The organism is Faecalicatena contorta, assembly GCF_003149105.1.
Classification (GTDB): Bacteria; Bacillota; Clostridia; order Lachnospirales; family Lachnospiraceae; genus Muricomes; species Muricomes contortus_C.
Genome location: NZ_QGDS01000006.1, coordinates 1 through 23,686 on the forward strand (window position 1 = coordinate 1; position 23,686 = coordinate 23,686).

At 41.2% G+C, this 23,686-nt stretch carries 18 protein-coding genes and 1 pseudogene; 16 read left to right on the plus strand and 3 right to left on the minus strand.

Annotated elements, in window-relative coordinates:
- The first annotated feature begins 369 nt into the window (after nt 1-369).
- From A8805_RS22345 to A8805_RS11095, 7 genes and pseudogenes are all read left to right on the plus strand, one after another.
- Nucleotides 370-522 carry a hypothetical protein gene (locus tag A8805_RS22345; RefSeq protein WP_207657694.1) on the plus strand — a complete coding sequence of 51 codons (153 nt, stop codon included), beginning with the start codon at nt 370-372 and terminating at the stop codon, nt 520-522.
- Between the two features lie 773 nt (nt 523-1,295).
- The gene (locus A8805_RS22130) at nt 1,296-2,576 is read left to right on the plus strand and encodes a collagen-like protein (RefSeq protein WP_181392808.1); all 1,281 of its coding nucleotides are present in this window, start codon (nt 1,296-1,298) and stop codon (nt 2,574-2,576) included.
- Nucleotides 2,577-2,666: 90 nt separating this feature from the next.
- A complete protein-coding gene (locus tag A8805_RS11075; protein WP_109711091.1) occupies nt 2,667-2,909 on the plus strand; it encodes an acyl carrier protein in 243 nt (80 codons plus the stop codon).
- Nucleotides 2,906-4,390: a class I adenylate-forming enzyme family protein gene (locus A8805_RS11080; protein WP_109711093.1), complete on the plus strand. Its 1,485-nt coding sequence runs from the start codon at nt 2,906-2,908 to the stop codon at nt 4,388-4,390. The genes A8805_RS11075 and A8805_RS11080 overlap by 4 nt, the downstream gene beginning before the upstream one ends.
- Entirely contained in the window at nt 4,387-5,244 is an 858-nt protein-coding gene (locus A8805_RS11085; protein ID WP_109711095.1) for a hypothetical protein, read from the plus strand. Before A8805_RS11080 ends, A8805_RS11085 begins: the two co-directional genes overlap by 4 nt.
- Nucleotides 5,245-5,431: 187 nt before the next feature.
- Nucleotides 5,432-5,566, plus strand: a pseudogene (locus tag A8805_RS22350) (guanosine polyphosphate pyrophosphohydrolase); the annotation flags it as partial.
- 267 nt (nt 5,567-5,833) lie between these two features.
- A complete protein-coding gene (locus tag A8805_RS11095; protein WP_109711097.1) occupies nt 5,834-6,706 on the plus strand; it encodes a radical SAM protein in 873 nt (290 codons plus the stop codon).
- A 198-nt stretch (nt 6,707-6,904) separates the two neighbouring features.
- On the opposite strand, the gene A8805_RS11100 is transcribed toward A8805_RS11095, so the two are convergent.
- Nucleotides 6,905-7,405: a nucleotidyltransferase domain-containing protein gene (locus tag A8805_RS11100; protein ID WP_109711099.1), complete on the minus strand. Its 501-nt coding sequence runs from the start codon at nt 7,403-7,405 to the stop codon at nt 6,905-6,907.
- A gap of 766 nt (nt 7,406-8,171) precedes the next feature.
- On the opposite strand from A8805_RS11100, the gene A8805_RS11110 reads away from it, so the two are divergent.
- The 5 genes from A8805_RS11110 (at nt 8,172) to A8805_RS11130 (ending at nt 15,938) form a co-directional block, all read left to right on the plus strand.
- Nucleotides 8,172-8,996: an AraC family transcriptional regulator gene (locus tag A8805_RS11110; protein ID WP_109711101.1), complete on the plus strand. Its 825-nt coding sequence runs from the start codon at nt 8,172-8,174 to the stop codon at nt 8,994-8,996.
- A 22-nt stretch (nt 8,997-9,018) separates the two neighbouring features.
- Entirely contained in the window at nt 9,019-9,927 is a 909-nt protein-coding gene (locus A8805_RS11115; RefSeq protein ID WP_109711103.1) for a DMT family transporter, read from the plus strand.
- A gap of 324 nt (nt 9,928-10,251) precedes the next feature.
- Entirely contained in the window at nt 10,252-12,909 is a 2,658-nt protein-coding gene (locus A8805_RS11120) for a calcium-translocating P-type ATPase, PMCA-type (RefSeq protein ID WP_109711105.1), read from the plus strand.
- Between the two features lie 507 nt (nt 12,910-13,416).
- Complete coding sequence (locus tag A8805_RS11125; RefSeq protein ID WP_109711107.1) at nt 13,417-15,087, plus strand: 2-oxoacid:acceptor oxidoreductase subunit alpha; 1,671 nt, start codon at nt 13,417-13,419, stop codon at nt 15,085-15,087.
- Entirely contained in the window at nt 15,087-15,938 is an 852-nt protein-coding gene (locus A8805_RS11130) for a thiamine pyrophosphate-dependent enzyme (RefSeq protein ID WP_109711109.1), read from the plus strand. Before A8805_RS11125 ends, A8805_RS11130 begins: the two co-directional genes overlap by 1 nt.
- 163 nt (nt 15,939-16,101) lie before the next feature.
- Here A8805_RS11130 and A8805_RS11135 read toward each other — a convergent pair whose 3' ends face one another.
- Both A8805_RS11135 and A8805_RS11140 read right to left on the minus strand, forming a co-directional pair.
- Nucleotides 16,102-17,826, minus strand: a complete 1,725-nt coding sequence (locus tag A8805_RS11135; RefSeq protein WP_109711111.1) for a SulP family inorganic anion transporter — start codon at nt 17,824-17,826, stop codon at nt 16,102-16,104.
- A gap of 4 nt (nt 17,827-17,830) precedes the next feature.
- On the minus strand, nt 17,831-18,388 hold the full coding sequence (locus tag A8805_RS11140) for a TetR/AcrR family transcriptional regulator (protein ID WP_109711113.1): 558 nt from the start codon (nt 18,386-18,388) through the stop codon (nt 17,831-17,833).
- 302 nt (nt 18,389-18,690) lie between these two features.
- Between A8805_RS11140 and pdxA the strand changes: the two genes are divergently transcribed.
- The 4 genes from pdxA to A8805_RS11160 all read left to right on the plus strand — a co-directional run bounded on the left by pdxA (nt 18,691) and on the right by A8805_RS11160 (nt 23,284).
- Nucleotides 18,691-19,680 (plus strand): 4-hydroxythreonine-4-phosphate dehydrogenase PdxA, encoded by a 990-nt coding sequence (gene pdxA / locus A8805_RS11145; RefSeq protein WP_109711115.1) that lies wholly within the window; start codon nt 18,691-18,693, stop codon nt 19,678-19,680.
- Nucleotides 19,664-20,986: a four-carbon acid sugar kinase family protein gene (locus A8805_RS11150; RefSeq protein ID WP_242992360.1), complete on the plus strand. Its 1,323-nt coding sequence runs from the start codon at nt 19,664-19,666 to the stop codon at nt 20,984-20,986. Before pdxA ends, A8805_RS11150 begins: the two co-directional genes overlap by 17 nt.
- A 106-nt stretch (nt 20,987-21,092) precedes the next feature.
- Complete coding sequence (locus tag A8805_RS11155) at nt 21,093-22,460, plus strand: GntP family permease (protein WP_109711117.1); 1,368 nt, start codon at nt 21,093-21,095, stop codon at nt 22,458-22,460.
- Between the two features lie 77 nt (nt 22,461-22,537).
- Nucleotides 22,538-23,284: a DeoR/GlpR family DNA-binding transcription regulator gene (locus A8805_RS11160; protein ID WP_109711119.1), complete on the plus strand. Its 747-nt coding sequence runs from the start codon at nt 22,538-22,540 to the stop codon at nt 23,282-23,284.
- The last annotated feature ends 402 nt before the right edge of the window (nt 23,285-23,686 follow it).

Sequence of the window (23,686 nt, forward strand, 5' to 3'; positions counted from 1 at the left end):
GGAAAAATTTTGTGTGGTAACTTAATTCTACCAAACGGCTATAGACCATGTCTATTTTTATGAAATTGAATTTGCGAAATTAATTATACGTTATCATAAAATTCCATATTCTTCTTGTACCTGTCTGATATAAGCAAATCCATTCGGAAAAACTGTATAGAACAGAGGATGCTAAAGGCGTGAGTATGAGAAATTTGTAGAGACTTAGCAATTTCATTTGTTTGGTTTAAAGCAGGAGTATGAGGAGCATCTTGAGCACCTGCAAAAACATTTAGAGAAGCTCCTATGCTGGAGGGTTCTATTATGAAAGTTATATTCAACGTAACCTGCGAGGAAGAAAGAGGCTAGGTCAGTGTATTAATTCCGATATTGAAATCACCGGTGAAATACTTCGGAAATCCTATAGTTGCCTATCTAATAGGCAACTACTATATTAAGCAGAATGGAACGGTCACCGGCCTGTATAATGAGGAAAAGCTCAAGAGGCTTGAAGAGCATGGATTCACAGGCGAGGTTAAGTAAGCATCTATCATGTCACTAGAAGATCCGGCCCATGATAAGGCAAAGAAGCGTTTATGGAAATTTATTGTTCTTTTTACATCCTAAAAATTTGGCTGGAAAAAGCCTGCGTGGATTACAGAGCTGATCGGTATTTACAGCCATGTTTTCTCTAAAATGCAAAGTGTTCAGCCAATTTCCCGCAACAAAAAATCCAAGAGTTTGCTGGGTATAAACGGCCCGCCCAGCAGATTAGAAACAGCAAGTACAAATTATATTGCCATTTCATAGAGGTGTGCTTTTTCAGAGTTTTATTCAGCAACAAGATAAGCGGTATGGCAGCGGATGAGACGATAGTAGTGACTATAAAGTGCAAAAAAACGAACCAGCCATAAAATCACCTCTTTCGGATAGACTCTGTTTCAAAATATGTTTAAACCGGTTTAGATTATCTTCGGAAGGCTTATTGCTTTCCATTTCGTAAAATGTCCCACCGCCTTCCGAAATGAACCAGCTGTCGGCGGGAAAGATTTTCTTTGGTGCATACTCGTGCACATTTCCTATACTTGGTACACGATACCTCTAAGCCCTTAACACGAAGTTTCTGTTCTGTTACAGTAAATTTTAAACCCTATACACGATACGTAAACCCATGATACGAAAGGCAGAGGGCAGGGCAAAACTGGTGCATGATTATGGAATAGAGCCGGTTTTGAGTAAGGAGAAGAGTAACTTACTTCTAGGACATTGTATATAATATGTGTAAAAGATTAACTTTACGAAAAGGAGCTAAAATCGTGAAAGATGATGAAAATGTACAACAACAAAGTTGTCATGAAAAGTTAAATTGTAATCCTTGTAGATGTGATTGTTGTCCCTGTACACCAAGGCCTGTGTGTCCAACGGGACCAACAGGAGCAACCGGTCCGACAGGAGCCACGGGATCAGACGGAGCCACAGGGGCAACCGGCCCGACGGGAGTTACGGGATCAGACGGAGCCACAGGAGCAACCGGTCCGACAGGAGCCACGGGATCAGGCGGAGCCACAGGGGCAACCGGCCCGACAGGAGCCACGGGATCAGACGGAGCCACAGGGGCAACCAGTCCGACAGGAGTCACAGGAGCAATCGGTCCGACAGGTCCGACAGGAGCCACAGGATCAGGCGGAGCCACAGGGGCAACCGGTCCGACAGGAGCTACAGGATCAGACGGAGCCACAGGAGCAACCGGTCCGACAGGAGCAGGCGGAGCCACAGGGGCAACCGGCCCGGCAGGAGCCACAGGATCAGACGGAGCCACAGGAGCAACCGGTCCGACCGGTCCGACAGGAGCCACGGGATCAGACGGAGCCACAGGAGCAACCGGTCCGACAGGTCCGACAGGAGCCACGGGATCAGACGGAGCCACAGGGGCAACCGGTCCGACGGGAGCCACAGGTGTAACCGGCCCGACGGGAGCAACTGGACCAACAGGCACGGCTGGGGCTGACCGGGCAGGGGTGATCCCATTTGCCATTGATGATGAATATGCTGAGGTTTCTGCAGATGATCAAGGGAATCCATCTATTATTCAATTTGCTGGATTCGAAGCAAATCAGATTAATTCGGGGAGACCTACTCAGCTACAGGCGGGTGACTGGGAGGCTGGAATAATCACGTTTAATTTTGTCAATTACGATCAATTTTACCGTAGTTGTTTTGTAATGCCTTATGATGCACTGGTAAAAAACATCTATGTGTTATTTGGTGCAAAATTGGCACTTTTTTTACCTGAGGGGGTAACAATGTATCCGTTTGCGGCACTTGCAGTTTTAACATCAGATATTCCGGGTCAAATGACAGGAGAGATGATCTTTACCATACTTCAAGAAACTCTGACTTATTCTGAACCGTTTACAGCGCCAGAAGGCGGCGGAGCGGTTCCTAAATATACCTTGAAAAGAGGTTCCGAAACAGATATTAATGCGGTCATTCCAGCAGGTTCCCTTGTTGGCATTATAGTAGGATGCAGAACAGAAGGGGCTACTTCAGAAATATTCAGCAGATTTTCAGTCAGCGGCGGAATTTTGCTTGAATAAATGATAGAAGAAAGTTTGTAATGAACCTGTCAGTATGATGCAGGTCTTTAAAAAAGAAATATCTAAAAGGATAAGGAGGAAAAGACTGTAGTGGTAATCAATGACGAAATTATCCGGATGATAGAAGAAACTGCAAAGTTATCGGTTGTTGACAAAAAAAACAATTTGTACAAAGATCTGGGATTTGACTCCCTTTCTTTTATCCGTCTTTTACTTAAGATAGAGGATATATATTCCATTACCTTTGATATCACAGAAATGGAATCTTGCCTGGAGGTCAGCCAGCTGATTGCATCGGTTGAAAAAAAAGTAAAGGAGAACATTAAAAGATGATTAGAGATTTATTTTTAAAGTCTAAATGTCTGCAAAAACCGGCAGTTATTGATGGTAAGACCAGCATTACGATTCAGGATGTTATTCAAAAAACTATAGGCGTTCAGGCATACCTGCCCTTGAGGCATTGGGAAAATGCCGCGATATTTTTACCCGATGGGAGCGATTTTATTGCCGCTCTTTTTGGTATATTTCTGTTGGGAAAAACGGCATTTCCTTTAAATGTCCGCCTGACAAAGCACGAGGTAATTCCCTTGCTTGAACAGACGGACACAGGTATTATCATTACTTCAGAAAGATTTCGTCCAGTTTTTGAAGAGATAAAAGCAGTGTCTATACCTCATTTATATGTGATTTATGTGGAGGAATGCCAGCCACAAGATACTATGCAGCTTCTTTACAAGCCTGGTACAGGGCCAGATGAACCAATGGTGCTGTTAACGACATCCGGTTCTACAGGCAGGAGTAAAATTGTGCCTTTGACAGAGAGGAATGTTGCGGCTTCTGTTTTGGGGTATATTGACAAAATGTGTTTTGAAAACCTGAATGAGAAGGATATAAGGTATCTCCTTGCAGTTCCGTTTTCTTCTGCATATGGTTTGATGATCCTGTGTGCCTGCCTCATAAAAGAATTCCCTATGGTTCTGCTTAAAGAGGGCTTTACTTTGGATTCCTTTTATAAAACAGTTCAGGACCACAGGGTAACTCACTATGAGGGTGGGGCTACCATTCTCCTTATGATGGAGCAGACCGCAGGCAGGCCTGTTCCTTATGATATTCATTTGTTAAAATATTTTGGGTTTGGGGGAAGTAAAATTTCCGGTGCCACACTGAGAGGACTTTTAAATGCTTATCCTAAGATTCAGCTCTGGCAGGGCTATGGGATGACGGAAGCAGCCCCATTAATTACGAAGTGTGCGAATATTAGTTTAGAAAAATTGGATTCTGTGGGAAAGGCGATAAAAGGGATTGAGATTTTTATAGATGATGACGGTGTGATTACAGATACTCCTTATATCAATGGGGAAATTCTTGTAAAGGGGCCCAATGTGATGTCAGGGTATTACAAAAATGAAGAGGAAACAAAAGGAGTATTGAAAAATGGTTATTTGTATACAGGTGATCTTGGCTATCTGGATGAGGAAGGGTATTTGTATATTTACGGTCGGAAGAAAAATGTAATTATCGTCAGAGGATTTAACGTATATCCGGAGGAAGTGGAAGCTTGTATCTTAAACAGCCGGTTTGCAAAGGACTGTGTTGTCTATGGAGAGATGGATGAATGGGGAAATGAAACTGTCTGCGCAGATATTATTCCGGCCGACTCTCAGACCAGCCGGGAAAAAATTCGGGAAGAAATCAGAGCTTACTGCAAAACACACTTGTCAGGATTTAAACAGCCCTTGAAAATAAAGATGGTTGATATAATCGGAAAGACTGTGTCGGGGAAAAATGAAAGGAAAAGAGAGGCGCAGTCATGAGTCTGTTTTATTTTCAGGGATTAAATTGCTATTCCAGCAGTATGTTGAATGCTGCTGCACTCACAGGGGTGGATTATCGGAATGTTTTTGCTAACTTGTGGTCAGAAACGGATTTTACGTATGATCAGATTCATCATTTGTATTTATCCAGAAGAGTGCCCGCTAATCTGGAGGCATTGGGTGTAAAGCTTGAATTTCTGAATTGCTGTTCTCCAGAGGAGGTGGAAAAGAGCTTATCACGGCTTTCCAATGAGCAGTGGATGGTAGTTGGAATGGATGCATTTTTCATTCCGTGGACCCCTTATTATAGGACGTTGCACAGCTCCCATTATTTTATTGCCCGAAAAAAGAATGGAAACACTTATTCATGTTTTGACCCCACATATGACGGGAAAAATATGGAGCTAACTAATGATAATATGATTTCCCACACTGTTGATATTTGCTGGATTTATAAAACAGCCGGGAACCAGTTTCATATAAGTATCCGGCAGGAGGTACAGGAAATACTGTATTCTCACCCTAAAATACAAGAAAATCTCCTTGTTCAAATCAAGGAGTGTGCTTACGGAAAACATAAAAACGGGGAATTGCTTGCAAAGTACATAGATGCTTTAATCAATAACCGTTATCTTTATGTTCATTACCTCCAGAGCATGTCGCTATACAGGGGAAAATATGATCAATATTTTTCTAAGGAGTTTTTTCAAAAATGGGTAACAGTAAAATATGGATTATATAAAGCATCTATCAGGCAAAGCAACCAGGAGATCATTCGTGAGGTATGTGGGCATTTTGGGGAACTGATAAGAGAAGAAATGGATATTGCTCAAAAGATCGGGACAACAATATAAAATTTCTATATACATTCGTGTTAGAAAGGGCAAAAATAAAGTGTTGCAGGTATCACGCCAGTATATAATTGACAATTACATTTCGTATAGTTATACTGGGTGTAGTGCAAGGAGGTATAGTCTATGACTTAAGGTAACTATGCCTCTTTTTTATGTTAAGAGAGTCGTGTTATTACAGCGGCTGAAGCTGTCTAATATTGATGTAAACATGTTCTCGGCGGCAGATAATAGTCTAATAAATGATGGTTGTGGATTATACCATGGCAGGTTGATTTTACCATATGAACATTTGTCTAGATTCCAGAACGATTTGATTGACTAAAATCCGGGATTCAAGCTAATAGGATATCACCCTGTGTCTACAGGGGGGATACATATTGATATATCTGTGGCATGCTCCAGCATACTTGCACCCCTTGATTTTGGTGTGCCTTTGGTTTGCAAGTCCGAACTGGTTGTTTCCCTGTCTTTGCGAGTTCTTGGTAATACTGTTGATACTTGTGTAGAATGATATAAGAAATAAAGAACCATATGTATTTGCGCGATAGAGTTCCCTTATAATTTAGATTTTCAGAAAGGAAATGAAACCATGATTCAATATGAAGGCCGTGTTTTCCGTCCGCCCTCTGAGGCGTACAGCCTGATTGTGCAGGTCACTATCGGTTGCAGTCATAATAAATGCACCTTTTGCGATATGTATAAGGAAAAGAAGTTCCGCGTGCGCAAATTGGAGGAGGTCAAGGCCGATTTCGACGCAGCACGCGCTCAGTATCATAAGGTCCAGCGAATTTTCTTAGCGGATGGCGATGCACTGATGTGCCGTGCCACGCATATGGCGGAGATTTTGCGTTATATCAAGCAGGTTTTCCCTGAATGTGAGCGAGTGACCGCGTATGGGTCACCGTCATCCATTCTATGTAAGACCCAGGAGGAACTGAACGAGCTTTCTGCTCTCGGACTGTCCATGATATATCTGGGGCTGGAATCCGGCTCGGATGAAGTCCTGCGCCGTGTTAACAAGGGCGAAACAGCAGATGAAATCGTGCGCGCCGGTCTGATGGTCAAAGAAGCAGGCATGAAATTGAGTGTTACTTGTATCGCAGGGCTTGGCTCGCTTGAGCTTTCAGAAACTCATGCCATCCAAACTGCCGAAGCCCTGTCCCGTATGAAACCAGAGTATATCGGGCTGTTAACTCTTCTGTTTGAACTAGAAACTCCGTTGATGCGCGACTGGAAAGAAGGTCGTTTTTACCTGATGAATCCGGTAGAAATCGCACACGAGACCTTGATTTTACTTGAGCATATCGATGCAGAGGGCAGTGTGTTCCGAGCAAACCATGCCTCAAACTACGTCAACCTCGCCGGCACACTCAACCGCGACCGCGAAACTATGATTGGCCGCCTGCACCAAGCCCTTGAGGGAAAAATCAACTTCAAAAGCGAAGAGTTCCGGGCACGCTGAAACACCTATCACAATAATTTGTGAGGATAGGTTTTAAATGATGCACATGTTGAGACGGTTGTGTTGCTGGAATGGAAAGGGCAGTAAATCAAGGGGGGAGAGACTTGGTGAAAGAAATGGACGTGTGTTTTTCGTAATAAAGAGTCGTTCGCGGAAACTTATTTTATCCTTGGGGTAAATTAGAATTTGATGATATTCCTACTCTTTGCAATCGGATAATTTTTTTATGATTTCTATATCGTGTTTATCAACTTCACGCAGTTCATAACCAGTGTGAAATAACTTTTGACCCTTAGCTGATATGCATGGCACATTTCTTCCATTAAAAACAGCACTTCCAAAAATATCAGCTTCAAACTCATACCAGCCGCCTTCCAAATTGGATTGTTTTGCTGTTCCATCATTATTAAGAACGAATGGATGGATATCTATATAACTTAACTGCGAATGATACAGTTCTACACGAACAGGACTCCAATCCACGACTACTTCATATCCATTTTCTTTCAAAACACGTAGGAGTTCATCTGTATATTTAGAATCGAAATTTATATCTATATCACGGTGTTCTCTTGTTTGTTTACCAGCAAGTACATCAACGCCCCAACCACCATCCAACCAGTAACAGATTCTCGTATTATCTAATAAATCTAATACTTTCAGCAAGTCGTCTTGTGTTGCTATTTCTTTCTTCTTCATCACTATTCCTCACTTTCAAATTCCGATTTCTTAAATCAAGGATACACCAATCACTACTAACTATCAATATTAAGTTTTCAATGTACAATAGGTCTACTAAATTTTAATTTATCTCAATTGAGATTAGTGGAAATATTTTCGCTATGCAGTATAAAACTTCCGCCTATGGGAATGTGGAAACAGTGGTGCTACAGGGGCGGAAAGATAAGTAATGTTTTAGAAAAAGAAGATGAAATATTAAAAAAATGCTATTTTATTTTGACTATGGGGTACTTATAGCAACAACCTTAGCAATCGCCGGAGTATTTTACGAAGGTATGGAACAAAGGTTGTAAAATGTCGAATAGACAGCATGTAAAAAGGGGTAAATTTCGTGTTATAAGGGATAATATCGGATCGATAACTTCCAGTTTGTAAGGCCAAGCAATTGGCATTGCCATTATTGGAAGTTTTTGCAGAGAGTAAACGGTACCAAGTGGGGTAAGAAGAATGACCAATTTGATAAAAGAAACACCTTTGATTTTGAAAAGTACCTGTATACAAAACTAAGACTAAAGTTTGATGAGGTTTACGATGTTTAGGAAATCAACCTCACCGACGAATCTGAAACCGCTGAATAGGCGGTTATTTTTATATCCAAAACAATAGACAATCGCAGAAGGAGAATATATAAGACTTTAAAGGGAAAGGGCAATATCATACAAGAATGATATTGTCACTTGTGGTACACTAAGTATCAGATAATCAGGAAAGGAGGACAAATCTTATGAAGCAAGAAATCAGAACGGTAAAATATGATACTGAATTAAAGGTTGAAGCCTATCATTTTCAAGGAATTATGCAGAAATTCCCCAATCATTTTCATGAATGCTATGTGATTGGTTTTATTGAAAAAGGCCGGCGGTTTTTATCCTGCAAGAACAAAGGGTACACCATAGAGCCGGGAGATTTATTATTGTTTAATCCCCGTGACAATCATGCGTGCGAACAAATTGACGGCAAAACATTGGATTATCGCTGTATCAATATCCAACCGGGAATCATGAGTAAGGCAGTCTTTGAAATAACAGGAAAAGAAAATTTACTTTATTTTACGCCGCAAGTCGTTTTTCATAGCGATTTGGTTGTTGTGCTTCGGGAATTACATCAAATAATTATGGAGGAAGAAAGGGATTTCAGAAAAGAGGAAATCTTCTTTTTCCTTTTGGAACAGCTAATTGAAGAATATACTGAACAGGCCATGCCAACAGAAGACGAAGAGCAGAGCATGGAAGCAAGGGCAATCTGTGAATTCCTAGAAAAGCACTACATGGAGAATATTACACTTGATAACCTTTGCAAGCTGACGGGACTAAGCAAATACTATCTTCTTCGCTCGTTCACGAAACAAAAGGGTATTTCTCCCTATAGCTACTTGGAAACGATACGAATTGACAATGCAAAGAAAATGCTGGAGCAGGGCGTTTTACCAATAGAAGTGGCTTTGCAGACAGGCTTTACTGATCAAAGCCACTTTTCCAATTTCTTTAAGAAGTTTATAGGGCTGACACCAAAGCAGTATATGAATATTTTCAAGGATACTCACAGTTGAGTTTTGTATAAAGAGGACTTTTATGGACATAAAAAAAGAAATCACAGGACATTTATTTGCATTTATTACAATCTTCATTTGGGGCACAACTTTCATATCGACAAAGATACTTTTAGAAGCTTTTTCTCCAATAGAATTACTGTTTTTAAGATTTACAATCGGTTTCGTTGTGTTACTTGTAGTTTACCCTCATAGACTGAAAGTCAAGGAGAAAAAACAAGAATTATATTTTGCCTCTGCTGGTTTGTGCGGGGTCACACTATATTACTTGCTGGAAAACATTGCCCTGACATATACATTCGCCTCCAATGTAGGGGTCATTATTTCCGTAGCACCGTTTTTCACCGCTATTTTTGCACACTTGTTTTTAGAGGGCGAAAAATTGAGGGCGCAATTCTTTATAGGCTTTGGGGTTGCTGTTATTGGAATTTTTCTTATTAGTTTTAATGGAAGCAGCAACTTGCAATTAAACTCATTGGGAGATATCTTGGCTGTTTTAGCTGCCGTGGTATGGGCAGCCTATTCTATCCTTACAAAGAAAATCAGTAGTTTTCATTACAATACCATTCAATCAACCCGAAGAATTTTCTTTTATGGGCTGGTGTTTATGATACCTGTATTGTTTACAGCGGGGTTTAAACCAAACATAAATCAGATAATTCAACCTGTCAATTTGTTTAATATCCTATTCCTGGGATTGGGCGCGTCTGCCTTGTGCTTTGTAACATGGAATTTGGCAGTTAAAATATTGGGCGCAGTAAAAACCAGCGTTTATATTTACATGGTTCCAGTTATAACCGTTGTTACCTCGGTTATTGTAATTAGTGAAATAATCACCGGAATTGCGGTGTTTGGAATTTTACTTACATTAGCCGGACTATTTATATCGGAGCTTAAAACCGCTGCAAAACAAAAGGAGCTTAAAGAATGAGTGATTCTTCTATGAGATGTGTAATGATTATACCATTATCTTATTCATCCCGAAGTCAATTTGTAATTTAATGATTTTTTAATTTACATTAAGTTCCATATATGATATAGTAATTTTTAATTTATGAATTGAGGTTAAAGAATAAAGTGGAAGAAAGTGACGGGGACAGTAGCGTCCCTCCCCGACCGTATCAAATAGATAAAGCTATAAAGTGAAAATTAAAACACAAATCGAGTCCTTATGGATATCGGTCTGTGTTTTTTGTATTTATTTACGCTTTATCTTTTGAATAAAAACTAAAATAGAAAGGTGGGATACGTCCTTATGGACTATCGAAGTACAACCCCCTGGCATGCGAAAACTGCCGGGGAAATTTATGAAAATCTGGAGACTTCTGCGGAGGGTCTAAGTGACACCGAAGCCGCGAAACGGCTTCAAACGTTTGGAGTCAATGAGCTTCGCAAAAAGGAAGCCAGAACAATTTGGAAAATGCTGTGGGAGCAGCTCAAAGATCCCATGATCCTGATCTTAATAGGAGCAGCAATACTATCCTTTGTTTTACAGGAACCATTGGAGGGTGGTGTAATTCTCTTTATTGTTGCAGTCAATGCAGCAATCAGTATTATTCAGGAGAAAAAAGCAGAAGCGTCGCTTGATGCATTAAAAGAACTTACTGCTGGTAAAGCCGTGGCTCTCCGTCAGGGTGAAGAGAGTATCATTCCGGCCGGTGAACTGGTACCGGGTGACATTGTATTTTTAGAAGATGGTGCAATGGTACCTGCCGACGTCCGGCTGATGGATACATCCAGCTTAAAGATACAGGAAGCCTCCCTTACAGGAGAATCCCTCCCGAGTGAAAAAGATTCGGTCAATCTGGCAGATGAGGGCTGCCCTTTAGGCGACCGGACCAACATGGCCTATTCATCCACGCTTGTTACCTATGGGCGTGCCTGGGGTGTGGTAGTAGCTACCGGCATGAATACACAGGTGGGCCGGATTGCACATATGATTGACAAACAGGATGAATTTGACACACCGTTGAAGCGCAAGCTTACCTCTGTGGGTAAGACACTGACGTTGGTGGGACTTGTGGTCTGTGCCTTGATTTTTATGATTGGCTTTGTCTACCGGCAGCCGTTCATTCCGTTGCTGATGACAGCTATTTCACTGGCGATTTCAATTATACCGGAAGGCTTGCCTGCCACTGCGACAATCGTATTGGCATTGGGTGTGCAGCGGATGGCAAAAAGCGGAGCGATTATCCGTAAACTGCCGGCGGTGGAAACGCTTGGTGGAGCAACAGTCATCTGCTCGGATAAAACCGGTACCCTGACGATGAATCAAATGACGGTGACGAAGGTTGCCATTGCGGCTGATCTATCAAATGATGAGGCACGGGCGATAGAAAGTGCCATGACCATGAATGGCAACTATTATGAACTGATTCGCGTAGGTGCTTTATGCAACAATGCTGAATTTGACCCGGATAATCCTGGTCATATCATGGGTGATCCTACTGAGGGGGCATTAATTGTACTATCCAGGAAGTTTGGTGAAGATCATGCTGATTTGGAGGATGATTCTCCGCGTCTTTATGAACAGCCCTTTGATTCGGAGCGAAAGCGGATGTCTACGGTCAATGAAGTAAAAGGCCGGCCAGTCGTATTTACTAAGGGTGCCATTGATGAGTTACTGCCTGTCTGCACTAAGATTTTAACGCCGGAAGGAGAACGTCCTCTAACTGAACAGGATGTGGATGCGATTAAGCGTATTTCCGATTCGATGGCGGCTTCTGCCCTGCGGGTACTTTCATTTGCTAAAAAGGATATAGAAAAAGCCCCTGAAGAAGATGATACAGACGTTGAATTTGATTTAACCTTTATCGGCCTTGTGGGAATGATAGATCCACCCCGTGAGGAAGTGAAGGAAGCGGTGAAGACCTGTTTTGATGCAGGTATCCGTACCGTGATGATTACCGGTGACCACAAGATTACAGCCGTAGCGATTGCAAAAGAGCTTGGCATTTGGCGTCAGGGTGATACTGTTTACACCGGTACCATGCTCGATGATATGAGTAATGCAGATTATGATCAGGCTGTTAAAAGCACGACCGTTTATGCGCGTGTAACGCCGGAGCAAAAGCTGAAGATTGTAGAGTCATTAAAACGTACCGGTGAAATAGCGGCCATGACTGGTGACGGTGTCAATGATGCCCCTGCTCTTAAAATGGCGGATATTGGTATTGCCATGGGAATTGCCGGAACGGATGTTGCCAAGGATGCAGCAGATATGATTATTACGGATGATAACTTTTCTACTATTGTTGATGCTGTGAAGGAAGGCCGCCGGGTATACCGGAATATCCAAAAGGTCATTCAGTTCCTGCTTGCAGGTAACATCAGTGAAATTATCACCATTTTTATTGCCACGCTGTTTAATTTCCCGGCTCCGCTTCTTGCAGTGCATATCCTGTGGGTAAACCTGGCTACCGATACACTGCCTGCACTGGCTTTGGGAGTCGATCCGCCGGAAACAGATGTTATGAAACGCAAGCCGCTGAAATCCGGCACGCTGTTCGAAAAAGAGCTGGTACGCCGTGTTATCGTGCAGGGCTGTATGATTGCCGGCGCAACCTTATTAGCATTTTTTGTTGGTTTACGGGATGACCTTGCTTCTGGTCAGGCGATGGCGTTTTGTACGATTGCATTTTCCCAATTGTTCTACTCTTACAGTCAGCGGTCAAATACCAAATCGATTTTTTCAAAGGGATTCTTTGAGAATAAGGCACTGCTAGGATCAATCCTGATCTCGGCAGCATTAATGATTGTGCTGGTTGTGATTCCGCCTGTGCGTGAAGTTTTTGCATTGTCATCCCTGGAGGGGGCAGAATGGTTGATGATTTTTGGATTTTCGCTGATACCAACAGTTTTGATTGAGTTGGAAAAAGTAATCCGTAATAGATTCAGAGATGCCGGGGAATAAGAAGTTAAATGGTTATTCCAAGTCTATGCTGCAGCGGGAGTAATATAAGCATTGCAATAGCTGCTCAGAAAGATGTGCCACGCAGGTATTGAGCAACACGGTCAATTCCGCCGTTGAAGCCGCCCCCAACACATAACAGGACGAGTGAAGAATCTTCATCTCCTGAGGCAGTGTATTCGGGGCGGCTTTTGCACGGGCTGCTTCCGGCACCGTCAAAGAGGGTATTAACTGGAAAAACTGAAATACAATATCAAACTTTCATCTCCTGGATTTAGGATTGAGTGATCAAAAACAATCCGGAATCAGTTAGGGTCCCAGATTGTTATACATATTGATACATCTAAAGCTTAATACCCCTAATAAGAATTTACCTAAGAATTTAAAAGCTTTGAGGTGAAAAAGGCGTTTCTTTAGAACAGTCTTTAAACGCTTTATATTACTTGATGTTTCTGATATAATCGTCATAAACACTTTAAACTTTAAGGCTAAAGAACAAAGGAGGGCATTATGTACAATCTTTTGATTGGCGGCGCTGCAGGCCAAGGTGTGGATACTACTGCGGCAATATTGGAACATTGGATTAAGCAGTCGGGCTGCGAAGTATTTACAGTGCGCGATCTGATGTCGCGTATTCGGGGCGGGCATAACTTTTCATGTATTCGTTTTGGTTCGCAGGTCCCCTGTTGTCACAGCGAAAAGCTGGATGGTATCGTCGCTCTCAATGCAGAAACCGTCTCTATCCACAGGGATCATTTGCGGGATGGCGGATTTATCCTCTGTGATAGTGCAGTTGAAGCAGATGATGATTTTGTTATTAAACTGGACATGGCAGCTATAGCGAAGAAACTGGGTAACGCGCGCGTGGCAAGCAGTGTGGCTATCGGCGCAGCGTTGAAGCTGTTCGGCATCCCCATGAGCACGGAGCAGGCGGCCAGTGTTTTCCGAAAATCTGTGAAAGCAGAATATGTGGATATTAATGTCCAAGCGGTACAAGCCGGATATCATGCAGTGCCTCAGAAATTTGAGCATGCCGGAGGGAATGCCTCTGATCACATGATTATTTCCGGCAATCAGGCGCTGGCGCTGGGGGCTTTGACAGCAGGAGTGAAGTTTTATTCAGCATACCCCATGTCACCCTCCACGTCCATTATGGAGTACTTGTCTTTAAAATCTGCGGAAACAGGAATTGTTGTGGAACAGGCTGAGGATGAAATTGGGGCAATTAATATGGCTGTCGGTGCCTCTTTTGCAGGTGCACGGGCAATGACGGGTACCTCTGGCGGTGGCTTCAGCCTGAAAGTGGAGGCCCTGGGTTTAGCCGGCATGGCTGAAATCCCGCTTGTCGTGGTGGATGTGCAGCGCCCCGGTCCTGTTACCGGTTTTCCTACCCGCACGGAACAGAGCGATTTAAAATTTGTTATTTCTGCTTCTCAGGGGGAGTTCCCACGCATGGTCATCGCGTTGCGCCATCATGAGGATGCATTTTACCAAACCATTCGTGCTTTCAACATGGCAGAAAAATATCAAATCCCGGTGATTCTGCTCAGTGACCAGTATCTGGCCGACTCTACGGCTTCTATTCCAATGTTGGATTCCCGCAAGATTGCGCTGTACGAACCGGAAGAGGGACCTGCGGAAGGGGAATACGCCCGCTATCGTTTTACGGAAAGCGGCATTTCTCCACGCAAATTTCCTGGAACAAAAGATGGATTTGTTGCCGCTGACACCGACGAACATGATGAATATGGACACATTGTGGAAGATAGCGAGACTCGTATCCGTATGATGAAAAAACGTATGGGCAAGCTGGCGCTGCTAGAGCAGGAAATTTTGGAGCCCGAATTACTGGGAGAAGAGTCTCCTGATGTATTGCTTCTGGGCTGGGGCTCTTTGTATGGTCCGCTGGAGGAAGCTGTACAATTGCTTAATCAAAAAGGTGGAAATCGTTATAGCGCACTGGTGTTTGGGGATGTCTGGCCGCTTCCGCAAAAATTGCTGAAGCAATTGGCCTCATCAGCCAAGTACATTCTTCATGTTGAACAGAACTATACCGGTCAGCTTGCATCGCTTATTGCCGAAGTTACCGGGATTAAAACGGATGCCGGAATATTGAAATATGACGGAAGACAGCTCACTGGTGAGGAGATTGCTGCTCGAATTGTAAAGGAGGGATTTTGATGGGAGGACATAAATTCGACACTTATGAAACAGCCTGGTGTCCGGGCTGCGGAAACTTTAGTATCTTGAATTCTCTCCAAAAGACGCTGGAGGAATTGAAAAAAGACCCGCATGATGTATTGATTGTGGGAGGCATTGGGCAAGCCGCAAAAACTCCCCAATATATCAGCGCAAATAGCTTTTGCGGACTTCATGGGCGGGCAGTGCCGCCTGCTGTGGCGGCAAAAATCGTAAACCCCAATCTGACCGTCATTATCAATAGCGGAGACGGAGACAGCTACGGTGAAGGCGGCAATCATTTTATCCACAATATCCGCCGCAATGTGGATATTGCCCATTTCATTCATGATAATCAAGTGTATGGTCTGACAAAGGGGCAGGCTTCCCCTACCGCAGACGAAGGTGCTGTAAATGGCGTACAGGTGGACGGAAATAATAATATTCCCTTCAACCCGGTTCTTATGGCCATTGCATCTGGAGCTGGTTTTGTTGCGCGCAGCTTCAGCGGCAAACCGCAGCATATGGAAGAGATGATGAAGCGGGCTATTTTGTTTAAAGGCTATGCAATGGTAGATATTTTGCAGCCGTGCGTCAGCTTCAACAAGGTCAACACCTTTGGATGGTATAATAAACGTGTTTATGAATTGGATAACACCCATGATGCAGGCAACCGCCTGGCAGCTATGGAGAGGGCTATGGAATTCGGTGACCGTATCCCTATTGGCGTATTGTACGAAAAGGAGCAGCCCACATATCACGAAAAGCACCCTTCATTGAAAGACGGGCAGGTTTTGGTGGCAGAACGGAACGATCCTGCTCTTATCGACAAGTATATGCAGGAGATGGTTTAATAATTGAAATGACCGCCGGCTTTTGCTGGCGGTCATTAATATTATATATTTATATGTCTTCAAGCTATCAATCAATATAATTATTCCAATGATATTTTACTTTACCTTTGTTTTGCCGCCTCACAATGTGGGTAAGATGATATATAAAGCAAGGATAAAAATCTTAATGGGATGCAAAATAATTTTTAGTCCTCCATTTTTTTCTATTTGAAGGGGAATGAAAATCAATTGCTATTATTTCGTTAGCCGCTTGTTTCGCTTCTTTTGTCGTCATAAAAAATCGATCTTGACCGATTTTATCAGCAAACCCGCTTATGCATAATACGTTTTGCGGCTGCGGCTTAATTTCCGCATATAAAATAAGAATTTTTTGTGATTTACATCTTTTTTCCAATTGCTTCAATGCATGAAGTGCTGTGGCATCCATACTATTTACATTTTTCAGTCTTAATATCAAAATTCTTGTTGTACTTCGAAGTTCATTAAGAATATCCAAAAATGTATTCACAACACCATAGAAAAGTGGGCCATTCACTTCGTAAATTGCGATTCGGCTGTCTATATGCTCTCTCATTTCGCTATCATCTGATTCACTAAAATCAATTTCCATTTCATGACTCACATTTTCTATCAGCTTGTTCTCAGACATTCTTTTTACGAACAAGAACATTGCAATGACCATGCCAATCTCAATTGCAACTACTAAATCAAATAAGATTGTCAATACAAAAGTAACAAGCAATACTGTTACATCACTTTTGGTAGAAGTAAAAATGCCTTTGAAAGATCTCCATTCACTCATGTTATATGCGACCACAACTAATATCGCGGCTAGTGTTGCCATTGGAATCAAATTCGCCAAAGGCATAAATACCAGCATAATTAACAGAAGCATTATTGCATGCACGATTCCTGCAATTGGAGTACGTCCTCCATTTTTGATATTTGCCGCTGTACGGGCAATTGCTCCTGTCGCTGGAATCCCTCCAAATAATGCTGAGGCTATGTTCGCCACACCCTGTGCAATTAATTCCATATTAGAATTATGTTTTTTGCCAATCATGCCATCAGCAACAACAGCTGATAATAAGGATTCTATGCTTGCTAAGAATGCAATGGTTATTGCTGGCCGTATCAGTTCTTTTACAACAGATAAGCTGACATTAAGCTCAGAAAAATTTATAAGCTTTATACTGCTTGAAAGATCACCAAATCTACTGCCGATTGTTTCTACTGGAATATTTAAAGTTTTTACACCAATAGTCATTACGACTAAGGCAATCAAACTGCCTGGTATAGTTTTATTCACTTTTGGCCAAAGTACAATGATTAACAACGAAAGTAGGCCAACTAATGTTGTAGCCAGATGAATTGTTTTAAAGTTCTGAAAATATGCTGCCCACTTATCTAAAAATTCGGATGGAACATGGTCAATGTTTAATCCAAAAAAATCCTTTACTTGTGTTGACAGCAATACAACAGCGATACCACTTGTAAATCCTGTCGTTGTAGGATAGGGGATATATTTAATTACACTTCCTAATTTGACGACTCCCATTAGAATCATAAAAACACCAGCAAGTATTGTCGATATCAGTAATCCCTCAAGACCATATTGTGCAATGATTCCATATATAATAACAACAAAGGCCCCGGTAGGCCCTCCTATTTGAACGCGGCTCCCACCTAAAAGTGAGATTAAAAACCCGGCAATAATTGCTGTGACCAGTCCTTTTTCAGGAGTTACGCCTGAGGCGATCGCCAGAGCAACGGAAAGCGGCAGTGCAATAATTGCGACGATAATTCCTGCAATAATATCATTTTTTATTTGCCGTACAGTTAGTTCTTTTTTCCTGTGCTTAATAATTGAAAATAATTTTGGTTTCAAAACTCTATACCTCTTTCTTTAGTGTTCTTTCAAATAATATCCATTCTTCATTTATGTAATTTTCAATCACACACTTCGAATAAATAAATTCACTTGATAATAAACCATGTACAAGTGATAAAAACATAACCGTCAGTGAGTCAATCTCTTTTTCACTTTTTACGCGAGAGTGATATTCATTGCGAATTAAAGCCTTAACCTTCTGTAACCGAGATTCTGATAAACGTACAATCTTTTGGCGAATTTCACTTTCCATTGTGTCTGGTGGAAACAAAAGCAGCCTTTTCCAAAAAAGTGACTTTTCTTTTGAACATCCAAAATAATTTATAATTCCAAAGTACAGTTCTTTTAATGTATTAGAATTCTGTTCAATAACAATAAAATAGTTATCTATTTCTTCATTAAAAAGTTGATGGAGAAGAACCTCCTTACTTGGAAAATGCGCATAGATTGACGCTTTTTTTATTCCGACCAATTTTGAAACTTCATTTAGAGTAAACTCCATCCCTTTGTCAGCAAACAATTCATAGGTTGCATTAATAATTTTATTTTTTGTTTCCATGCATACCCTCCCTTTCTTCCTACCTTCCGGTTGGTAGGAAAAATTATTATACTATTTTCACATATGGAAGTCAAATTATCTAACTAGGCTGAAACACCCTGGCCGATTTATATTACTAAAAATGTCAAAATCAAACACAAAGGAACAAGAAAATTGCACAATTATATAATTCTGTTTTTGTGAAAAACTACAAAAAAAGAATATAAATAATCAGATGTGGTTGACATTGTACCACTCAAAGTATAGAATCACAATAACGAACAAATAAACATAAACAAACAATTAATGAAAAGAGGAAGAACATGAAAGAAAACTATATTGCTGTACCTATTGGAGACCCTGCCGGAGTTGGCCCGGAAATTGTGGTAAAAGCGATTATGGACCCAAAAGTTTTTGAAGCAGCAAAGGTTGTAGTAGTAGGGGATAAAGGGGTAGTGGAGAATGCGGTAAAAATTTTAAATGCTCCGCTAAAAGTACGCGTAATTCAGGAGCCCGGCCAGGGACAATACCAGAGCGATACTTTGAATCTTATTGATCTTGGAAACATAGACATGGATACATTTGAGTTTGGAAAAGTATCAGCTATGTGTGGAAAGGCTGCTTTTGAATACATTGTGAAGAGTATAGAGCTTGCGATGGACAAAAAAGTTTCGGCTGTTGCTACCACTCCAATTAATAAAGAATCATTAAAAGCAGCGGAGATTCCATACATCGGCCATACGGAAATCTTTGGTGGATTAACCAAAACAGAGGACCCGCTTACAATGTTTGAAGTACATGATATGCGTGTGTTTTTCCTGAGCAGACATGTGTCTTTGAGAAAAGCCTGCGATATGGTGAAAAAAGACAGAATTATGGATTATGTGCACAGATGTACAGAGATGTTAAAGCAGCTTGGAGTTAAAGATGGAACAATGGCAATTGCCGGATTAAACCCTCATTCTGGAGAGCATGGCCTTTTCGGAGATGAAGAAGAAGAGGTTTATGCAGCAGTTGAAGAACTTCAGAAAGAAGGATATCAGGTAGTAGGCCCGGTTGGAGCGGATTCAGTATTCCATCAAGCTCTGCAGGGTAAATTCAACAGCGTGCTTTCTCTATATCATGATCAAGGGCATATAGCAACCAAAACACTTGATTTTGAAAGAACAATTGCCATTACGGGAGGAATGCCTATATTACGTACTTCCGTAGACCATGGTACGGCATTTGATATAGCAGGAACAGGTGTAGTAAGCGCAGTAAGCATGATTGAAGCAATACTTTTGGCGGTAAAATATGGCCCCAATTTCTAAAATAAAGAATGATGAGGTAAGAGAGATGTTAAAAGCAGCTATTATTGCAGACGATTTGACAGGAGCAAACGATACGGGAGCTATTATAGCCCAGGAAGGCTATAGAGTGGGTACAGTATTGGATTTAAAGGATATTGATAAATTCCAGGGTTATGACATTCTATGCACAAGTACTGCAAGCCGGGGAATGGAAAAATCTAAAGCTTTTGAAGTGGTGAAAGAGGCAGCAGAATGCTTTAAAAGCAGAGGCTGTAATTTTTTCAGCAAAAGGTGTGATTCTACATTACGTGGAAATGTAGGTGCAGAAATTGATGCTGTATTAGAAGGACTAGGAGAAGACACGTATGCGATTGTAGTAGCGTCATTTCCAAACTCCGGAAGAACAGCATTGGGAGATTACCTGTTAGTGAATCATGTGCCGCTGGAATTGACAGAGGTTGCAAAAGACCCAATCTCTCCCGTTTCTATTTCCAATGTTACGGATATTGTAAGGTTACAGACTGAGCATAAAGTTGGTTATGTAGCGCTCACAACAGTAATGCAGGGAAATGAAGCAATCAAAAAGGCAGTGCTTGAGCAGACAAAGGACTGCAGAGTTGTTGTAATAGATGCGAGGACAAATGAAGATATTCAGGAAATCGCAAAAGGATGTGTCAGCGCGGAGATAAAGTTTGTTGCCATTGATCCGGGGCCTTTTACGGGAAGTGTGGTTCGTGAACTTTACGCAGGTGTGAAAAAAGAAAAGAAAATATTATGCTCAATCGGCAGTGCATCAGCATTAACAAGAAGGCAGATTCAGGCACTGAAAAAGCACTGCAATCCTTATATTGTAAAAGTAAATTCGCTTTTGTTCTTTAAAGAATCGGAACGGGAGGCGGAAGTACAGAGGGTTGTTAAAGAAGTGGTAAATAATAAAGAACAATCGGATATATTAGCAGTTGTAACAACCTTTGAAGATTCTGATGTATTGGATTTTTCCAAAATTGGAGAAGTGAAAGGGAAAAGCAAAGGAGAATGTGCGGAATATATTGCAGGGGCTATGGCAGATATTACATATGAAATTCAAAAACAATTAAAAGATGAGATTGGGGGCCTTTATGTATCCGGCGGAGATATATCTTCAGCCTACAGCAAACGGATTGGGGCTGTGGGATTTGATGTTCGTGCCGAGGTAGTTCCCCTTGCCATATACAGTATGATTATTGATAAAGATATGAACAAAACACCTATCGTAACAAAAGGTGGCCTGGTTGGCAGTGATGACACATTAATAACCTGTATTGATTATCTGAAAAGTGTAATCTAATAATTCAAAGCGGCCCAGGTATGAGGGGATGAGCCGCTTCCGGCAAGTACAGAGAAGTATTTGGTTTAATATATTATAATAAAATTGAGTGAAGAGGGTATAAACTATGAATGCAGATATTCAAATGTTAATAGGTTTATTAATTGGAATGGCATTGCTGATTTTCATGATAACAAAGACAAGAGTGCACGTTTTTCTTGCCTTAATCACCAGTGCGGTAGTTATAGGATTGATAGGCGGCATGAATCCGAAAGATATTGTTGAAGCGATTCCGCAAGGTTTCGGAGGAACACTTGGAAGTATAGGAATTATTATAGGTTTTGGAGTAATGCTGGGTAAATTGCTTGAGGATTCCAAAGCCACAACAACAATGGCAAATTCCCTGCTTAAACTTCTTGGGAAAGATAAAGAAGTGGAAGCCATGGGGGTTGTTGGATTTATTACATCATTGTCTATTTTTTGTACATCAGGCTTTATTATTCTTGCACCTCTTGTAAAAGGATTGTCAAAGAAGACAAAGAAATCTGTGGTTGCGTTAGGAGTAGCGTTAGCAGGCGGTCTTGTTTTAAGTCACAGTCTGGTACCGCCTGCAGCCGGACCAATAGGGGTGGCCGGAATACTGAATGCTCCGATTGGCCGAATGATGCTGCTGGGGACACTTATTTCTATTCCCTCTTTAATTGTAGTAATCATTTATGCAAGATATTTGGGCAATAAGATATATCAGATTCCTGGTGAAAACGATACATGGATACGTCCGGAAAATAAATTAGAAACAGTTTATAATAACGAGGCTGTGAAGGAGGAAGGTCTGCCTTCCCCAGGAAAAGCTTTTGCACCGATTGTAGTCCCTATTTTACTGATCATCCTGAATAATGTTCTGACAAATTTAGGTGTAGTAAATGGAAGCCTGGGAACAGTATTTTCATTCCTGGGAGCACCAATTATTGCCCTGGCAATCGGATTGTTTATAGCATTGTTTGCTTTAACAAAAAACATGACAAAAGAGAAGACACTTGGAAGTGTAGAAGAGGGTCTGAAAGCTTCCGGTAAACTGATGCTTCTGGTCGGCGGAGGCGGGGTGCTTGGAAAAATAATTCAGGTAAGCGGTCTTGGAGATTATATTGCATCTTCAATTGCAAAGACGATGATTCCGGCAATTTTATTACCATTCATAATAGCGCTATTGCTGCGGGTAATACAAGGTTCTGGTTCTGTTGCCATGTTGACAGCGGCATCTGTAGTTTCACCTATGTTAGGAAAACTTGGTTTGGATCCCGTTTTTGCAGGTCTTGCGGCTTGTATAGGAGGAATATTCTTCTCTTATTTTAATGATTCTTATTTTTGGGTTATTAATGAAACATTAGGCATTAAAAATACAAAAGAACAAATGCGTGTATGGACCGTTACCTCTACTTTATGCTGCATTACATCTTTAATTTCACTTTTAATTCTTAATGCTATCTGGGGCTAAAATTAATGCTGGCAATGTTTAAAGTTGAAAGGTCTCCTAAAATCATGTATTATGATGAAAGAGGAGGTGTTGGTCTCATGCTAATAGCAGAACGTCAGGATAAGATTGTACGTATGGTTGAAAAACGGGGAAGTGTGCAGGTGGAAGAACTTGCAAAAGAACTGGATGTAAGCACAATGACAATACGCAGAGATCTTGAAAAATTAAATGCCCAGGGTATGATAAACCGCTGCCATGGGGGAGCTGTTTCAAAAAATGAAGTTATATATGCTGATAAACGTATAAGAAATAGTGAGATAAAGGGCCAGTTAGCGAAAGCTTGCTATAAATATGTGAAAGAATCCAACGTTGTTTTTTTGGATGCGGGAACCACAACATATGAGATTGCAAAATTGATTTCACATGTTCCGGAAATTACAGTGGTAACTAATGATATAGAAATTGCAAAGCTTTTATTAGACAGCCCTGCTGATTTGATTATTTGCGGAGGACAAGTGCAAAAAAGCACCGGCAGTACTCACGGCTATTATACGACACAAATGATAGAGTTTCTAAGGTTTGACATCGGATTCTTTGGAACTGCTGCTATAGATGAGGACCTGAATGTTATGACGCCTACGACGGATAAAGCATTTTTGAAACGGATGGCTGTTCAGAAAAGTCAGAATTCATTCCTTGTCGCAGACCATTCAAAATTTCATAGTACCGCATTAACATTTGTAAATAAGATTACAGATTATGATAACATTGTTACTGATTTTGAATTTCCCAAAGATGCAATAAAAGAGGTTAGAAAAACGGGAACAAATGTAATACAGATTTAAAAGATATAGAGTGTGATAAATAGAAATTCAAAAATGTTGCCCCGTAATTGATTGTAAGCTGATTAATTACGGGGTCTTTTGTTGCTTTAAATTCCCTATTATATAACACCCTTCCGGGGGGATACTACGCACACAAGGGAAATGGCTGCTAAAGCGACTGCGCTTCGGCGTGAGGGGCTATTCCGGACTAACATTGGACGGTCTGTTTTAAGCTGATGTGGCTAGTAAAATACTCTATCATTTATAAAAAACAGAATGGGAAATTCTTTTTCAAAATGAGAGAAAGAATTTCCCATCTATTTTTATGTCCAAAATCAAATGTGGTTGAAAATGATAAATTAATAAAGGTAAGAATTGTAATATTTAACAGAAACCCTCAAACATAATTGTTGAAAATACACT

Excerpts from the sequence above, each read along its gene's own strand:
- A8805_RS11100 (WP_109711099.1), bottom strand. The coding sequence starts at position 7,405 with ATGAAGAAGAAAGAAATAGCAACACAAGACGACTTGCTGAAAGTATTA.
- A8805_RS11150 (WP_242992360.1), top strand. The coding sequence starts at position 19,664 with ATGGCCCCAATTTCTAAAATAAAGAATGATGAGGTAAGAGAGATGTTA.
- A8805_RS11120 (WP_109711105.1), top strand. The coding sequence starts at position 10,252 with ATGGACTATCGAAGTACAACCCCCTGGCATGCGAAAACTGCCGGGGAA.
- A8805_RS11110 (WP_109711101.1), top strand. The coding sequence starts at position 8,172 with ATGAAGCAAGAAATCAGAACGGTAAAATATGATACTGAATTAAAGGTT.
- A8805_RS11155 (WP_109711117.1), top strand. The coding sequence starts at position 21,093 with ATGAATGCAGATATTCAAATGTTAATAGGTTTATTAATTGGAATGGCA.
- A8805_RS11095 (WP_109711097.1), top strand. The coding sequence starts at position 5,834 with ATGATTCAATATGAAGGCCGTGTTTTCCGTCCGCCCTCTGAGGCGTAC.
- A8805_RS11080 (WP_109711093.1), top strand. The coding sequence starts at position 2,906 with ATGATTAGAGATTTATTTTTAAAGTCTAAATGTCTGCAAAAACCGGCA.
- A8805_RS11140 (WP_109711113.1), bottom strand. The coding sequence starts at position 18,388 with ATGGAAACAAAAAATAAAATTATTAATGCAACCTATGAATTGTTTGCT.
- A8805_RS11085 (WP_109711095.1), top strand. The coding sequence starts at position 4,387 with ATGAGTCTGTTTTATTTTCAGGGATTAAATTGCTATTCCAGCAGTATG.
- A8805_RS11115 (WP_109711103.1), top strand. The coding sequence starts at position 9,019 with ATGGACATAAAAAAAGAAATCACAGGACATTTATTTGCATTTATTACA.
- A8805_RS11130 (WP_109711109.1), top strand. The coding sequence starts at position 15,087 with ATGGGAGGACATAAATTCGACACTTATGAAACAGCCTGGTGTCCGGGC.
- pdxA (WP_109711115.1), top strand. The coding sequence starts at position 18,691 with ATGAAAGAAAACTATATTGCTGTACCTATTGGAGACCCTGCCGGAGTT.
- A8805_RS11125 (WP_109711107.1), top strand. The coding sequence starts at position 13,417 with ATGTACAATCTTTTGATTGGCGGCGCTGCAGGCCAAGGTGTGGATACT.
- A8805_RS11160 (WP_109711119.1), top strand. The coding sequence starts at position 22,538 with ATGCTAATAGCAGAACGTCAGGATAAGATTGTACGTATGGTTGAAAAA.